This is a genomic window from Streptomyces sp. (assembly GCF_031181555.1).
Lineage (GTDB): Bacteria > Actinomycetota > Actinomycetes > Streptomycetales > Streptomycetaceae > Streptomyces > Streptomyces fimbriatus.
In genome coordinates this window covers 14908-30757 of the sequence record NZ_JAPSKQ010000020.1, presented here as the reverse complement: position 1 = coordinate 30757, position 15850 = coordinate 14908, and the positions used below count along the sequence as shown (strand labels likewise).

The window sequence follows — 15850 nt, the reverse complement described above, 5'->3', positions numbered from 1 at the left end:
ATGCGCTTCCGCCACCCCGACGGCTCCACCGTCCACCTCGCCTACTGCACCAACGTCCACCCCGCCGAGACCCTCGACGGCGTCCTCGCCCAGCTCCGCGACCACTGCGAGCCCGTCCGCCGCCGCCTCGGCCGCGACCGGCTCGGCATCGGCCTGTGGCTCGCCAGGGACGCCGCCCACGCCCTGGTCACCGACCCGTCCGCCCTGCGCGGCCTGCGCTGCGCACTCGAGCGGCGGGGCCTCGAGGTCGTCACCCTCAACGGCTTCCCCTACGAGGGCTTCGGCGCCGAGGAGGTCAAGTACCGCGTCTACAAGCCGGACTGGGCCGACCCCGAGCGCCTGGAACACACCACCGCCCTCGCCCGCGTCCTCACCGGACTGCTCCCCGACGACGTCACCGACGGCAGCATCTCCACCCTGCCGCTCGCCTGGCGCACCTCCTGCGACGAGCAGCGCGCCGGGACGGCCCGCACCGCCCTGCGCACCCTCGCCGAACGCCTCGACGCGCTCCAGGAACTGACCGGGCGCTCCGTCCGCGTCGCCCTGGAGCCGGAACCCGGTTGCGTCGTCGAGACCACCCGCGACGCCATCGCCCCGCTCACCGCGATCGCCCACGACCGCATCGGCATCTGTGTCGACACCTGTCACCTCGCCACCTCCTTCGAAGACCCGCACACCGCCCTGGACGACCTGGCCCGGGCAGGGGTGCCCGTGGTCAAGTCCCAGCTCTCCGCCGCCCTGCACGCCGAACAGCCCCGTCTCCCCGCCGTCCGGGAGGCCCTGGCCGCCTTCGCCGAACCCCGTTTCCTGCACCAGACCCGCACGGTCACCGCCGCCGGACTGCGCGGCACCGACGACCTCGACGAGGCCCTGGCCGGCGACACCCTGCCCGACGCGGCGCCCTGGCGCGCCCACTTCCACGTCCCCCTGCACGCGGCCCCCACCGCGCCCCTCACCTCCACGCTGCCCGTCCTCAAGGCGGCCCTGTCCCGGCTCGTCGGCGGCCCGCATCCGCTCACCCACCACCTGGAGGTCGAGACCTACACCTGGCAGGCACTCCCGCCCGAGCTGCGCCCCCGGGGCCGTGCCCAGCTCGCCGACGGCATCGCCGCCGAACTCGCCCTCGCCCGCGACCTCCTGACGGACCTCGGCCTGAAGGAACTCCCATGAACACCCCCGCGCACGCCACCGGCGCCCACGAGAGCACCACCGGCCCCACCCCCCTTCTCGTCCTCGACGTCGTGGGCCTCACCCCCCGCCTGCTCGACCACATGCCCCGCCTCAAGGCCCTCGGCCGGTCCGGCTCCCGCGCGCCCCTGGGCACCGTCCTGCCCGCCGTCACCTGTGCCGCCCAGTCCACCTTCCTCACCGGCGCCCACCCGTCGGAGCACGGCATCGTCGGCAACGGCTGGTACTTCCGCGAGCTCGGCGACGTACTGCTGTGGCGCCAGCACAACGGCCTCGTCGCCGGCGACAAACTCTGGGACGCCGCCCGCCGCGCCCACCCCGGCTACACCGTCGCCAACATCTGCTGGTGGTACGCCATGGGCGCCGACACCGACATCACCGTCACCCCCCGCCCCGTCTACTACGCCGACGGCCGCAAGGAACCCGACTGCTACACCCGGCCGCCCGCGCTCCACGACGAACTCACCGACAGGTTCGGCACGTTCCCCCTGTTCCACTTCTGGGGGCCCGGAGCGGATCTCGTCTCCAGCCGGTGGATCATCGACGCCACCCGCCACATCATGCGCACCCGCCACCCCGACCTGACGCTCTGCTACCTCCCTCACCTCGACTACGACCTGCAGCGCTTCGGCCCCGACGACCCGCGCTCCCTGAAGGCGGCGGCCGACCTGGACGCCGCCCTGGCCCCGCTCCTGGACGACGCCCGCGCCGAGGGCCGTACCGTCGTCGCGCTGTCCGAGTACGGCATCACCCGCGTGAACCGGCCCGTGGACATCAACCGCGCCCTGCGCCGCGCGGGCCTGCTCGAGGTGCACACGCAGGACGGCATGGAGTACCTCGACCCGATGGCCTCCCGCGCCTTCGCGGTCGCCGACCACCAGATCGCCCACGTCTACGTGCGCCGCCCCGAGGACCTCGGGGCCACCCGCGCCGCCCTCGACGGACTGCCCGGCATCGAGCGCCTCCTCGACGACGAAGGCAAGAAGACCCACCACCTCGACCATCCGCGCGCCGGCGAACTGGTCGCCGTCGCCGAACCCGACGCCTGGTTCACGTACTACTACTGGCTCGACGACGCCCGCGCGCCCGACTTCGCGCGGCTCGTCGAGATCCACCGCAAACCCGGCTACGACCCGGTCGAACTCTTCATGGATCCCCTCGACCCGTACGTCAAGGTCAAGGCGGCCGCCGCCCTGGCGCGCAAGAAACTCGGCATGCGCTACCGCATGGCGGTCGTGCCCCTGGATCCGTCACCTATTCGCGGCAGCCACGGCCGCCTTCCCACGAGCGACGACGACGGTCCGCTCCTCATCTGCTCCACCCCCCGCGCCCTCGGCGACCGCATCGCGGCCACCGAAGTGAAGTCACTGCTGCTCCGGCTCGCCGGACTCGGCTGACGCACAGCCGACGAGATCCGACTACCGAGAGTGAAACACACGGCACTGACAACGGCCGTCTCCGGTGCCCCCGGAGCCGGCCACGACGACGAAGGCAGGCACCCGTGACCCCGTTCCCCGACCCCTCCCGCACCGAGGCCGCCACCGCCTCCGCCACCGACGCCCCGGACGAGGGACTGCGCCGCACCCTCGGCGTGGACCGGCGCCGCTTCCTCAGCACCTGCACCGCCGTGGCGGCCGGAGCCGTCGCGGCCCCCGTCTTCGGCGCCTCCCCCGCCCTGGCCCAGGACCGCGGCAGAGGTCACGATCACGGACACGGCGGGCAGGTCCTCGTCCCGCCGCACAAGCGCGGCATCATCCTCTACACCGTCCGTGACGCCACCGGCCGCGATCCCCTCTCCACCGACCTGCCCTCCGGTTTCCGCGAGGTGTTCAAGCAGCTGGCCCGCCACGGCTACCGCCAGGTGGAGTTCGCGGGCTACCGCCAGCACGCGAACGCACCCGGCGGCGCCAACCTGGAATCCGTCGAAGGCGCCAGGCTGCTGCGCTCCTGGCTCGACGAGTACGGCCTGCGCGCCCAGGGCAACCACGGCTTCATCCCGCCGTCCTGGCCGCTGACCACGGCGGACCTGGACACCTTCAAGAAGCACCTCGAGATCGCCAACATCATCGGCATGGACCACATGGGCACCGGTGGCGACCCCACCGGCAGCTCCTACCGCGCCGACTGGGACGTGGCCGCCGACAAGTGGAACGCCCTCGGTGAGATCGCCCGGCGCGAAGGCATCAAGCTCTACACCCACAACCACGACAGCGCCTACGGCTTCCTGCTCGACGGCGGCCCGCTGGACGACCAGGGCCGGCCGACCCGCAGCTCCGGCATCCGGAAGCTGGAGTACTTCCTCGAGATCACCGACCCGAAGGCCGTCTGGCTGGAGATGGACATCTTCTGGGCACACGTCGCCCGGTACAAGTTCCACACGTACACGGCACACGACGGCTCCACCCGGAGGAACGTCTTCGACCCGGCCGGCCTGGTCGCCCGCAACAACAGGCGCTACCCGCTGTTCCACGCCAAGGACGGCGTCGTCAGCACGACCAACGGCATGGGCTACGAGATGGTGCCCTTCGGGACCGGGGTCATCGACTACACGACGTTCTTCTCACGGGTCGGGCAGCGGAACTACCACAACCCGATGATCGAGGACGACAACGCCCCGAGCGCCACCGACCCCGGGCAGTCGCTGCGGGAGGCCAAGATCGGCTACGACAACCTCGCGGCCCTGCGCAAGCGGTGCCGCTGACCGGCGGCACGGACCGGGCGGCCCTTCCCGGGCACGGTGGGAAGGGCCGCCCGGTCCGTCCGTCGACGCGTCGTCCGGCGGTGCGTTCCACCGTCACGTCACGCCGTCTCCTCGCCCGACGGCCGCGGGCTGGGCGTGATGCGCTCGGCCCGGGACGCCCCGGCGGGCGCGGGAACAGGGCGACGCACCCGGCAGATCCGCGCCTTCGGGGTCGGCCACGGCGTCCTCCGCTCCCGCGGCGACCGCGACGAGCTGTTCGGCGGCTTCGGCGCGTCCTGGCGCGGCGCGTCCGTCGTCGGCGAACTCCTGGTCCGCGCGGTGACGCGCGGACCGGCGGGGGACCGGCTGCCGGGCAACTTCCGGGAGTGCCCGCTCATGCCGTGAGAAACCGGCCGAGTCGTCACGTGCTCACCATGAGTGATCGAATGGTTGCTCACGGCGTGGCCTTCGCCGTCCCGGAACCCTGGGTGCCGGAGCGTCGCCCAGGGCGCGGAAACGCAGGTGAAAGGCACTGCGAAACCTTGGTATGGTTGTCCATGTCGCCGCGGGGAACACCCCGGCAAGGCGACAGACACCTGGTCCGGGTGGCGGAATGGCAGACGCGCTAGCTTGAGGTGCTAGTGCCCTTTATCGGGCGTGGGGGTTCAAGTCCCCCCTCGGACACCAGCTCAATGCAGTGGGTAACGGTAAGGGCCATGACCTGAAGGTTGTGGTCCTTGCGGCGTTTTCGCCACTTACTGTGATGCCCGGAGTTCGTACAGTGCAGCCTTGGTGTCCGAGTCAACCGCTTGGAGCCGCTGTGCAGCGTCCCGGAGTGAACGGTCTTTCGAGGGCCGCGCCGACGCCACTGCGCCCCGTTTGAACACTTCTGGATGGTCCTTCCGTTTTGTCGTCCCGGATCACTTCCCCTGACCGGCGAAGCATCCAGCGTCCAGATGCCGGAACTTTTGGGGGCGTTCCAGACGGTCCGGACTCCACGCCGGCCTCATCGGGGGTGAGGCCGGCAAGGGGAACGCCGACGCGGCTGTCGGATCGGCGCTCTCGGCTACAGCAGAACGAGCAGCCTGGTCCCCGGGATCAGCTTCCTGTTGACCGAGGTCGACTGGACGAACACGGTGTAGGCCGCATTGCTCCCCGGTGTCACCGTGACCTCCGTCTCCGGCAGGCCCAGGAGCTGTCGGGCGGCGGGGCCGGAGAACACCTTTCCGGTCATCCGGCCGGTGACCGGATCCTTCTCCGCCACGGCGATCTTCTTGTTGGCCTGGATCTTCTCGCGCTTGGACAGCTCGTAGAAGGCGCAGCCGGTCTTGTACTGGTGCCCGGCGCGGGTGACGAAATCGCGGATCGACGTCTGCTGGTCCACGGGAATCAGTACGTACTTGCCGGCGTCCAGGGCCTGGAGGCTGGACTTCACGTCGGCCGTGCTCAGGTCCTGCCCCATCGCGAAGAGGTTCCTGGTGCCGCGCACGCCCTGCTCGCGGTCCCGCAGGAACTTCGTGGCGGCCGTCTTGACGGCGCCGATCGCCTCCTCGACGCCCTGGGCCGAGTCCGCGTCCCAGATCGAGATGTTGCCCGTCGGGAAGCCGTACTGCTGAGCGGTGCGCTTGGCCAGGGAGTTGGGCACCATGATGGCCGAGGTCCAGTGATCCGGCAGGCTGTTCATCTTGTCCGCGATCCTGCCCAGCCACTCGTCCAGGACGGCGCGGCCGTCGGGAAGGCGGTCGTGGCGCGCACCCGTCTCGTCGGCGCCGGAGGCGTTCTCCTCGCCGTCGGTGACGACGACCTGGAGGAAACTGTGCTCGCCGTACTCCTCCCATATGTGGCCGAGGTCGTCGAGCGCCTTCACCGACGCCTGGATCAGCGCCGTCGCGCCGTTCTCGACGGTGTACAGGCCCCGCATGGACGGCAGATGCTTGACGTCCATGTCCCACACCAGGTTCTCGACCAGATGGTCGAAGGCGTAGAGGCTGATCCGGGTCTCGTGGCCGAGTCTGTCGGACTCCTCCTTCAGCCCTTTCACGAACTCGTCCACCACTCGGATGAGTTGCTCCGAGTGGCCCTTCATCGAGCCGGACTTGTCGATGACGAGAGCGACATGGTTCACAAAGTGCTTCTTGAGCCGGTCCCTCACCGTTGCGCTCATCGTGTCAATCCCCTTCCGATCGTTCCCCCCGGACCACGACAGCGCCCTGCGGAGGCACGGTTCCTCGACGAAGACGTGTCAGTCGCCGTTCAGCCCGTCCGTGTCTTCGGGCCTCGGAGCGACCGGCGGTGAAAGGCCGTCACGGGAGCTCCGGAACGCCCTTCTCCGCCGGCAGACGTCTCTTTCCGGGATTGCGCACCCCGGCATGGACTCCGGTCCGTCCAGATGATGGCGCTACTTTATGGAGCGGCACTGACAACGCGTGCTGAGCTGCGGTTTTGCGCGGGAGGAACCCGCCGGGGGACCGGCGGAGACACCGCGGCCCCCTCCGCCCGTGTGCAGGGCGCAGGGGGCCGCGGCGGGACGCCGGACGGTTCAGGGGGCCGCGGTCGCGGCGGGGGCCTCGTCCCGGTCGAGGGGGGCGGGGACCTCGCCCTCGTCGAGCGCGACGTCCTTCGTCTCCTTGCCGAGCAGCAGCGCGACCAGGGTCAGCAGCGCCATCGCGGAGAGGTAGACCCCGACCAGCCACGGCGAGCCGTCGCCGGCCTCCCACAGGGCCACCGCGATGAACGGGGCGACGGCCGCGCCGAGGATCGAGCTGACGTTGTACGAGATGCCGGAGCCCGTGTAGCGCACGCTCGTCGGGAAGAGCTCCGGCAGGAGCGCGCCCATCGGGCCGAAGGTCATGCCCATCAGCGTGAAGCCGAGCACCAGCCACAGCACCACGCCCAGCGTGCCCATGCCGATCAGCGGCACCCACGCCAGCCCGAAGACCAGGATCCCGGCGGTGACCCAGACGAGGGTGCCGCGCCGGCCGTACTTGTCGGCGAGCGGGCCGGAGACCAGGGTGAACACGGCGAAGAACAGCACTCCGAAGATCATCATCAGGACGAAGGTGGTGTAGCTGTACCCCAGGCCGGGCACGGCGGCGTCCTCGGGCGTACGGCCGTAGCTCAGGGAGAACGTGGTCATCAGGTAGAAGAGCACGTACGTCGCCAGCATGAAGAAGGTGCCGAGGACCAGCTGCTTCCAGTGGCTGCGGAAGACGGTGGCCAGCGGCAGCTTCCGCACCAGACCGGCCTCGCGGGTCTTGGAGAAGACCGTCGACTCGACGAGGCGCATCCGCACCCACAGGCCGATCGCGACCATGACGGCCGAGAACAGGAACGGGATGCGCCAGCCCCAGCTCAGGAAGGCCTCCGAGGGCTGCGACGGGTCGGAGCCGGCCGCGGACGGCAACAGCGCGCCGATGACCAGGAAGAGGCCGTTGCCGATGATGAAGCCGAGCGGGGCGCCCAGCTGCGGGAAGGTGCCGTAGAGGGCGCGCTTGTCGCTCGGGGCGTTCTCGGTGGCGACCAGGGCGGCGCCGCTCCACTCGCCGCCGAGCGCGAAGCCCTGCGCGAGCCGCATCAGCACCAGCAGCGCGGTGGCGATCCAGCCGGCCTGCGCATAGGTGGGCAGCACGCCGATGAGGAAGGTGGCGATGCCCATGGTGAGGAGCGAGGCCACCAGCGTGCCCTTGCGGCCGAGCCGGTCGCCGAGGTGTCCGAAGACGACGGCGCCGATCGGGCGGGCGACCATCGCGGCGCCGAACACCGCGAAGGAGGACAGCAGTGCCGTGGTCGGGTCGCTGCTGGGGAAGAAGAGCGTGGGGAAGACCAGGACGGCGGCCGTCGCATAGATGTAGAAGTCGTAGAACTCGATGGTCGTGCCAATGAGGCTCGCGATGAGGACGCGGGACCGCGAGTTGACGGGTGCCGGGGCCGGGCTGGTGGTTGGTGCGGGCATTTCACGGTCTTTCCGGGGGAGAACGGCCGCCGGCGGCATGCGCCGACGGCCCGCACGGCGCCACGTGTCCCCTTCGGGGGAGGCCACGCGAACGGTGCGGGCCGCTCAACGATCTCAGACATCTCATTTGCCAGGAACCCCATCCCAAGATGTGAGACCAGGTCGAGGGTCGTGCGCGCCCGCGAACAACGTGCGTGCCCGCGGATAATGCGTGGCTCCGCCTCCTGGTCCCTCCTTACACTCGGCGACGAGCAGACGCCGCCCCGCCGCGGGGCCGCGCATCCATGACCAGTGAGGGGAGTCCGGCCGTGCGTGACCACGCCGCTGTCGCCGCTCCCCGTTTCCGGTCCGCCCGGTCCGAGGTGATCCTGGTGTCCTCGGCCGTCCGGTGCCCGCTGCGCGGCCGGTACCGGATGCCGTGACGAGACAGCTCCACTGACGGTCCGTCGACTTCCTCCGTCCTCGGATGTTCGGGCACCCCTGTGTCCGTGCCCGACGGCATGTCTCGTCCGGGAATCGCGCCGCCCCGTCACACCGCACCGAAAGGCCACGGGCCATGCGCGACCCGATGAACACCAACCCCCTCGCCGCCGTCCGCAACCTCGGCATCCTCGCCCACGTCGACGCCGGCAAGACCACCGTCACCGAGCGGATCCTGTACGCGACCGGCACCACGCACCGGCGCGGCGAGGTCCACGACGGCACCACCGTCACCGACTTCGACCCGCAGGAACGCGACCGGGGCATCACCATCTTCGCCGCGGCCGTCAGCTGCGCCTGGGACGGTCACCGCATCAACCTCATCGACACCCCGGGGCACGTCGACTTCGCCGACGAGGTGGAGCGCTCGCTGCGCGTCCTCGACGGTGCGGTCGCCGTGTTCGACGCGGTCGCCGGGGTCGAACCGCAGAGCGAGTCGGTGTGGCGGCAGGCGGACCGGCACGGTGTGCCGCGCATCGCGTTCGTCAACAAGATGGACCGGGCCGGCGCCGAGCTCGACGCCGCCGTCGCCTCGATCCGGGAGCGGCTGCACCCCGCACCCCTCGCGGTCCAGTTGCCGATCGGCGCGGAGGACGCCTTCGCCGGTGTCGTCGACCTGCTCCGCATGCGAGCGCTGACCTGGAGCGAGCACGGTGAAGCCGTCCTCGAAGGCCGGGTGCCGGACGAGCTGCGCGAAGAGGCCCACCGGCGGCGCCAGCTGCTGGAGGAGGCCGTCGCCGAGCTGCACCCGGGCGCGCTGGAGGAGTTCTGCGACACCGGATCGCTCGGTACCGGGACGCTCGCCCGCGCGCTGCGGGACCTGACGCGCAGCGGTGACGCCGTCGTGGTGCTGTGCGGCTCCGCCTACCGCAACCGCGGCGTCGAACCGCTGCTGGACGCGGTCCTCGCCTACCTGCCGTCGCCGCTCGACGTGCCGCCGGTGCGCGGGACGGACGACGACGGCCGGGAACGGGAGCGGGCCGCCGACCCGGCGGCGCCGCTGGCCGCCCTGGCGTTCAAGGTGAACGCCACCGCCACCGGACGGCTGACCTACCTGCGCCTGTACGCGGGGACGATCGAGAAGGGAGACACCGTGTGGGACGCGACCGCGCGCCGCGCCGAGCGGATCGGACGGATCCTGCGGGTACAGGCCGACCGGCACGCCCAGGTGGACCGGGCGGTCGCCGGGGACATCGTCGCCGTGGTCGGGCTGAAGTCCGCCCGCGCCGGTTCCACCCTGTGCGCGCCGGGCGCCCCGCTGGTCCTGGAGCCTCCGGGGGCGGCCGAGCCCGTCGTCTCCGTGGCGGTGGAGGCGCTTCGGGGCACCGACACCGGGCGCCTGGCGTCGGCGCTCGGGCGGCTCGCCGAGGAGGACCCGTCGCTGGTCGTGCGCACCGACCCGGAGACCGGCCAGACGGTGCTGTCCGGCATGGGAGAACTGCACCTGGAGGTCGCGGTGGAGAAGATCCGGCGTGAGCACGGGCTCGGCGTCAACGTCGGCCGTCCCCGGGTGAGTCACCGGGAGACCGTCGGACGCGGGGTGTCCGGGTTCGTGTTCCGGCACGTCAAACAGGACGGCGGAGCCGGGCAGTTCGCCCATGTCGTGCTCGATGTCGAGCCGTTGGACACGCCGGAGGCCGGTTTCGAGTTCCGCTCGGTGGTCGTCGGCGGGCGCGTGCCGCAGGAGTACGTCCGCGCGGTCGAGGCCGGCTGCCGGGACGCCCTGGCCGAAGGGCCGCTGGGCGGGCATCCGGTGACGGGGCTGCGGGTCACGCTCACCGACGGTTCGACCCATGTGAAGGACTCCTCGGACACCGCCTTCCGCACCGCCGGCCGGCTCGGGCTGCGGGACGCGCTGCGCGCCTGCGCGATGGTCCTGCTGGAACCGGTCGTCGAGGTCACGGTCACCGTGCCCGAGGACGCGGTGGGCGGGGTGCTCGGCGATCTGGCCGCACGCCGTGGCCGGGTGACCGGCTCGGTCACCCGGGCGGGCGCGGCGGTCGTCACCGCCACCGTGCCCCTGGCCGAGCTGTTCGGTTACGCGACCCGGCTGCGCAGCCGCACCCAGGGCCGCGGCACCTTCACCACCCGGCCGACCGGCTACGCACCGGCACCGGCCGCGGCGCCCGCGCGGTGATCGGGACGGCGGCCCCTCCCGGACTCAGTGGGGAGGGGCCGCCACCGGCCCCGCACGGGGCGCGCCCGGCCGTCGGCGGCGGCCGCGGGAGTGCCCCGGCGGGCCGGGGGCAGGGGTAGGACACCACCGTCGACGGCCGGAAGGTGGTACGGCATATTCCGCTGCGTGGAGCGGAATAATCGCATACATGTCAAAGGGGACGCGCTGGACGCTTTCACCGCCTTTCTGGTCTGGAGCCTGTTCGCCTTCCCGTGGTGGGACAAGGGCTGCGACATCGCGGAGGCGTGCACGGCGGTCTTCGAGTACGGAGCGCCGGAGGGACCGGAGCCCCTGCCGGCCTGTTACGGCTGACGGCCGGTGCCGTCACGCACGGCCGACTGCCCGGCCGGGACGTCCGCCTGCCGCTGCCGCGCCCGCCCGGAGCGGACCCGGGCCGGGGACCGCTCCCCGCAACGGCCCGAGCCGAACACCGCAGCAGCGGAACGCGGGACACCCGCACCAAGACGGCGGTGCTGTTCCGGCACGTGCAGTGGCTACACTCATTGCCCACTCGCACGGCCCCGGAGTCGTTGAGACCTCCGCGCCTGTGCCTGGTGACGGGGAGGGAGCCGGACGTGGAAGCGGGGCCGCAGGCGCTGCGCGGGTACGAACCACTGGTGCACGACACGAGAGTTCCGGAAGCGGCCGGTGACGGTGCGATCGGGCAGTACCGACTGGAGTTCGCGTCCGGCACGCGACTGCCGGAACTGATCGAGGCACTGAGACACGTGTTCGCCGCCGACCCCGAGGTGGACAGCGTCCTCCTCGTCCCGGACGGGCAGCCCGTCGGTTCCACCGCGAGGACCCGGTTCCAGCAGCAGGTGCTCACACCGGACGCGTGGGACGGGGACCTTCCCGTACGCGGCGGACTGGGCGCCGGGGACCACGGCACACTCCCCGGCACCCCGACGCGGTTCACGGTGTACTGCTACCGGTGCGGAGAGTGCGGACACGTCTCCTACCGGATCGCCGCCGACGAGGATCCACCTCCGTGCCCGGTGGCCGGTCACGGCGCGATGCGGATGGACCAGTGAGCCTGACGGCGGTGGGACGGCCGTCCGCCGAGGCGCTGGGCGGCCGGTTCTTCGTCATCGGCTACGTACCGATGTGCGCCGGCTTCCTGTTCGTGCTGCTGCTGGTGTGGGCGGGCGCCCCGGGGACCACCCTGGACTGGAGCGCGGCCTGGCGGCGTGCCGGCACGCTGGGCGCGGGCGAGGCCCTGCTGCTGGTGTTCGGCACGGTCGTGGGGGCACTGGTGCTCCACCCCTTCCAACTGCCCTTCGTCAGGCTGCTGGAAGGGTACTGGCCTTCCTGGTGCGGGGCGCCGACGCGGTGGGGCACACGCCGTCAGGAGCGCAGCATGAAGCGGCTGGAACAGGCCAGGGACCTGCCCGACGGTGAACCGCCCGGCCCGGCAGCCCTCCACCGGGCGGGGCTCGCCGACGGTGCGCTGCGCGCCCGCTTCCCGCAGCAGCCGCACCTGTTGCGCCCCACCCGGCTGGGCAACGTGCTCGCCGCCGCCGAGGACCGGTGCGGCGCTCCCTACGGGTGGGACGGGCCAGTCGCATGGCCACGCCTGTACACGGTCCTCGGCGAAGCGGCCAAGACGACCGTGGAGGACCGGCGCAACGCACTCGACGCCGCCTGCCGCGTCAGCGTCGTCTCGGCCCTGTGCTCCGCGGTCGGCGCCGCCCTGCTGGCCCGTACCGGCTGGTGGTTGCTGCTCGCGCTTGCACCGCTGCTGCTGTCGCGGCTGGCGTACCACGCCGCCGTGCACGCCGCGCTGGCCTACGGGCAGGCCGTCCGCGTCTGCTTCGACCTGCACCGTTTCGACCTCTACCCGGCGCTGCACCTTCCCCTGCCCGAAGACCCGGATCAGGAAGGCCGGTTCAACAGAACACTGTCGGCGTTCTGGCGGCAGGGCGGGCCGATGAGGGCACGGTACGAGCATCCCGAACCGGCGCCGGAGCAGTGCTGCCGCCGTCCGCGCCGAGGAGAGCCGCCGCCCGACGGGGCAGGAGGGTGAGACACGTCGCCATGCTGGACGGCCAGATCGAAGCGGCCCGGGCCGTCGCGGGACACCCAGGAACGGCCCGGCCGGAACGTGCAGAGGCCCTGGTCGCCCTGTGCGCCCTTCTCCTCGATCGGTACCTGCTCGTCGGAGCGCCGGGCGACCTCGACGAAGCGATCCACACCGGCCGGAAGGCCGTCGGAGCGACAGGCCCGGCGCACGGGCCCTACGCGGGGGCCTGCAACAACCTGGCCCTCGCACTGCGCAACCGGTACGAACGTCAGGGGAACCGGGCCGACCTCGACGAGGCCGTCACCCACGCGCGCAACGGAGCGAAGGTCGCCGCGGACGGGTTCCTGCGCGCAACCTGCCTGAGCACCCTGGCCGGCACGCTGATCGTGCGGTACGACCACCAGGGTGATCCGCGCGTTCTCGACGATTCCATCGAGGCGGGTCGAGCGGCTCTCACCGCAGCGGGCCTGCCCTTACCCGTCACCGCGGATCCGGACGGCGTCGACGGGCCGGAACCGCCGATGGACGGCGCTCCCGGTGCCGTGCCCGTACTGATCAACCTGGCCCTCGCGCTGCGTCGCCGGTACGAACACACCGGCGGCATCCGTGACCTCGACGAGTCCGTCGCCACCGCCCGATGGGCCCTGCGGGTCTCGCCCCCACGCGGCGCGGATCACCAGGGCTGTCTGGGTCAGTTGTCCGTCACGCTGCAACTCCGCTTCCAGCTGACAGGCGATGCGGAGGACCTGTACGAGGCCGTGGACGCGGGTCACAAGGCGCTCCGACGCTGTCCCACCCGGCACCCCGCGCGTTGGGCGCTGCTCAACAACCACGCCCGGGCCTTGCGCCTGCGATTCGAGCGTGACGGTGACGCCGCGGACCTCGACGAGGCGATCGGCACAGTCGAACAGGCCCTGCGCGGCATGGCACCCGGGGAGGTCGGCTACGCACCGTGCCACGCGCAGTTGAGCTCCCTGGTGCTGCTGCGCAACCGGCTCACCGCCGACCCCACCGACCTCGACACGGCGGTGGCCGCCGCAGAGGAGACCGTGGCGGCCACCACACCGGCCGATCCGAACCAGGGCATGTACCTGAATTCCCTGAGCATCGCCCACCAGGAGCGGTTCACGCAGCGCACGGATCCCGCCGACATCGACGCGGCCGTCCGTGCCGGCCGGCAGGCGGTGCGCGCCACCCCGCAAGGCCACCCGCTGCGCACGACATGTCTGCACAACCTGGGCAACACCCTTCTCACCCGCTGGGTCTGGCGGCTCGAGCACGACGACGGCAGCGGGCCGGACCGGAGCAGCGGGGAACCCCTCCCTCACGGAGCGGTGGACCTGACCGATCTGAACGACGCCATCGCGGCCCACCGTGCGGCCCTCGCCGAGGCGGAGAGCGTCGCCGACCGGACCCTGTGCTCGGCCAACCTGGGTACGGCGCTGGGGTGGCGCTACCGGCAGACGGGCCTGGACGGCGACGGGCAGGAAGGAGAAGCCCGTCTGAGGGAGGCGGTGCGCCTCAGCCCGGTCGGCAGCCCTGTGCACGGCCGACATCTGTCCGCACTGGCCGAGCTGTTGAGCGTACGACACCGACGCACCGGCGACCGGAACAGCGCGACGGAGGCCATCGGACTCTGGCGGCAGGCGGCGCGGCTGCCGGGCGTCGCGGCCGCCGACCGGATCGCGGCGGCCACCTCGTGGGGCGGGCTTGCGATCCAGCTCGGCCAGGACTGGGCCCAGGCCGCGGAAGGCATGGCCACGGCCGTCGATCTGCTCCCACTGCTCGCCTGGCGTGGTCTGCACCGCGCGCAACGCGAACGGCTGCTCGCCGACTGCGCCGGTCTGGCCCAGGACGCCGCCGCGACCGCGCTGGCCGCGGGCCGACCGGAAGAGGCCGTCGAACTCCTCGAGCGCGGACGGTCCGTCCTCTGGGCGCAGCTGCTCGAGCAGAACACCGAACTCGACGCCCTGCGCGCCGCGGCACCCGCGCTGGCGGCCCGCCTGGACCGGGTCCGCTCCGCGCTGGACACGCAGGGAGCGGCTCCGCCGGCCGACCCGTCGCACCCCGTCTGGTGGGAACACCACGAAGCCACGGGCCGCCGCATGGCACCGGCCCGCGAGTGGGACGCACTGGTCGAAGAGGTACGCGGCCTGCCCGGTTTCGAGAACTTCCTGCGTCCGCCTCGTCTGGCCGAGCTGCGAGCCACGCTGCCCGGCCCGGTGGTCCTCGTCAACGTCAGCACCGTGCGCTGCGACGCTCTGATCGTGACGGGCGACGCCGTGCGCGTGGTGCCGCTGCCCGGCCTGACCGCCCGCGACGTCCACACGCGCGTGGTCGGACTCCTCACCGCGCTCCACGAGGCCGACCGCGCCACGGGTGCTGCCGGCATGGCCGCACGCATGGTCCGTGAGCAGACGCTCCTGGACGTGCTGGAGTGGCTGTGGGAGGTGGTCGCCGCTCCCGTACTGGAGGCGTTGGACCTCACCACCCCCGTACCGTCGCACGACTCCTGGACACGGCTGTGGTGGTGTCCCACAGGACTGCTGGCCCTGCTGCCCCTCCACGCGGCGGGCCGTCCCGCGGATCCGGGTTCGGACCGGCCACGACCCGGCGACAGTGTCCTGGACCGTGTCGTCAGCTCGTACACCCCGACGCTGCGCAGCCTGGTGCGCGCGCCGGCCCGGTCCGGCGCCCGACGCGGCAGTCACGGCACGCGGGGAACCGGACTGCTCGCCGTCACCGTCGCCGAAGCGCCCGGACTGCCCGTCCTGCGCAGCGTACGCCGCGAGGCCGAAGCCGTGACACGGCTCTTCCCCGGCGGGCCCCACCGACTGCTCGACGGACCGGATGCCACCCGTGACGCGGTCCGCGCCGCACTCGCCGAGCACACCTGGGCGCACATCGCCTGCCACGCCGGTCAGGACCTCGCGGCCCCGTCCCGCGCCGGATTCCATCTGCACGACGGTCTCCTGACGGTGGCCGAGTTCGCCACCGCTCACCCTGAGGGGCTGGGGGAGCTCGCCTACCTGTCCGCCTGCGAGACGGCCATGGGGGGAGCCGACGTCCCCGACGAGGCGATCACACTCGCCCACGCCCTGCAGTTCACCGGCTACCGGCAGGTGGTTGCCGCCCTGTGGAGCGTCGAGGACGCCGTCGCGGCCCGGGCGGCCGAGGACTTCTACACCCGCGTGGCCCGCGCCGCCGGCCCGGGCCCGGCGCGGGCCGCGGAGGCCCTCCACCACTCGGTCCGCGCTCTGCGCGCGCAGATGCCCCACGCGCCCGGCCGGTGGGCCTCGTACGTCCACGTGGGCGCTTGAACCCGCGCGCGGTCGTACGGCTTGTGAGCGG

At 72.1% G+C, this 15850-nt stretch carries 10 protein-coding genes, 1 tRNA gene and 1 pseudogene; 10 read left to right on the top strand and 2 right to left on the bottom strand.

Translation table 11 applies throughout. The features are described from left to right. The 5 genes and pseudogenes from eboE (at position 1) to RIM90_RS07005 (ending at position 4555) form a co-directional block, all read left to right on the top strand. A complete protein-coding gene (gene eboE, locus RIM90_RS07025) occupies positions 1-1170 on the top strand; it encodes a metabolite traffic protein EboE (RefSeq protein WP_309059697.1) in 1170 nt (389 codons plus the stop codon). After that, entirely contained in the window at positions 1167-2585 is a 1419-nt protein-coding gene (locus RIM90_RS07020) for an alkaline phosphatase family protein (protein ID WP_309059696.1), read from the top strand. Before eboE ends, RIM90_RS07020 begins: the two co-directional genes overlap by 4 nt. A 104-nt stretch (positions 2586-2689) precedes the next feature. Beyond that, complete coding sequence (locus RIM90_RS07015; protein ID WP_309059695.1) at positions 2690-3889, top strand: sugar phosphate isomerase/epimerase family protein; 1200 nt, start codon at positions 2690-2692, stop codon at positions 3887-3889. Between the two features lie 180 nt (positions 3890-4069). Next, a pseudogene (locus RIM90_RS07010) lies at positions 4070-4273 on the top strand (aldehyde dehydrogenase); the annotation flags it as partial. A gap of 194 nt (positions 4274-4467) precedes the next feature. After that, positions 4468-4555, top strand: a tRNA-Leu gene (locus RIM90_RS07005). A 379-nt stretch (positions 4556-4934) separates the two neighbouring features. Here the strand turns inward: RIM90_RS07005 and RIM90_RS07000 are convergent. Together RIM90_RS07000 and RIM90_RS06995 are read right to left on the bottom strand one after the other, a co-directional pair. After that, a complete protein-coding gene (locus RIM90_RS07000) occupies positions 4935-6032 on the bottom strand; it encodes a VWA domain-containing protein (RefSeq protein WP_309059694.1) in 1098 nt (365 codons plus the stop codon). Between the two features lie 375 nt (positions 6033-6407). Then, positions 6408-7820: an MFS transporter gene (locus RIM90_RS06995; protein WP_309059693.1), complete on the bottom strand. Its 1413-nt coding sequence runs from the start codon at positions 7818-7820 to the stop codon at positions 6408-6410. Positions 7821-8388: 568 nt separating this feature from the next. Here RIM90_RS06995 and fusA point away from each other — a divergent pair. From fusA to RIM90_RS06970, 5 genes are all read left to right on the top strand, one after another. Then, positions 8389-10437 carry an elongation factor G gene (gene fusA, locus RIM90_RS06990; protein WP_309059716.1) on the top strand — a complete coding sequence of 683 codons (2049 nt, stop codon included), beginning with the start codon at positions 8389-8391 and terminating at the stop codon, positions 10435-10437. A gap of 165 nt (positions 10438-10602) precedes the next feature. After that, positions 10603-10788 carry a hypothetical protein gene (locus RIM90_RS06985; protein ID WP_309059692.1) on the top strand — a complete coding sequence of 62 codons (186 nt, stop codon included), beginning with the start codon at positions 10603-10605 and terminating at the stop codon, positions 10786-10788. A gap of 263 nt (positions 10789-11051) precedes the next feature. After that, positions 11052-11510, top strand: coding sequence for a hypothetical protein (locus RIM90_RS06980; RefSeq protein WP_309059691.1), 459 nt, complete (start codon positions 11052-11054; stop codon positions 11508-11510). A gap of 11 nt (positions 11511-11521) precedes the next feature. Next, a complete protein-coding gene (locus RIM90_RS06975) occupies positions 11522-12502 on the top strand; it encodes a hypothetical protein (protein WP_309059690.1) in 981 nt (326 codons plus the stop codon). Beyond that, the gene (locus RIM90_RS06970; protein WP_309059689.1) at positions 12499-15819 is read left to right on the top strand and encodes a CHAT domain-containing protein; all 3321 of its coding nucleotides are present in this window, start codon (positions 12499-12501) and stop codon (positions 15817-15819) included. The genes RIM90_RS06975 and RIM90_RS06970 overlap by 4 nt, the downstream gene beginning before the upstream one ends. The last annotated feature ends 31 nt before the right edge of the window (positions 15820-15850 follow it).

Coding starts and splice junctions, on each gene's coding strand:
- RIM90_RS07000 (WP_309059694.1), bottom strand. CDS start 6,032: ATGAGCGCAACGGTGAGGGACCGGCTCAAGAAGCACTTTGTGAACCAT.
- RIM90_RS06995 (WP_309059693.1), bottom strand. CDS start 7,820: ATGCCCGCACCAACCACCAGCCCGGCCCCGGCACCCGTCAACTCGCGG.
- fusA (WP_309059716.1), top strand. CDS start 8,389: ATGAACACCAACCCCCTCGCCGCCGTCCGCAACCTCGGCATCCTCGCC.
- RIM90_RS07020 (WP_309059696.1), top strand. CDS start 1,167: ATGAACACCCCCGCGCACGCCACCGGCGCCCACGAGAGCACCACCGGC.
- eboE (WP_309059697.1), top strand. CDS start 1: ATGCGCTTCCGCCACCCCGACGGCTCCACCGTCCACCTCGCCTACTGC.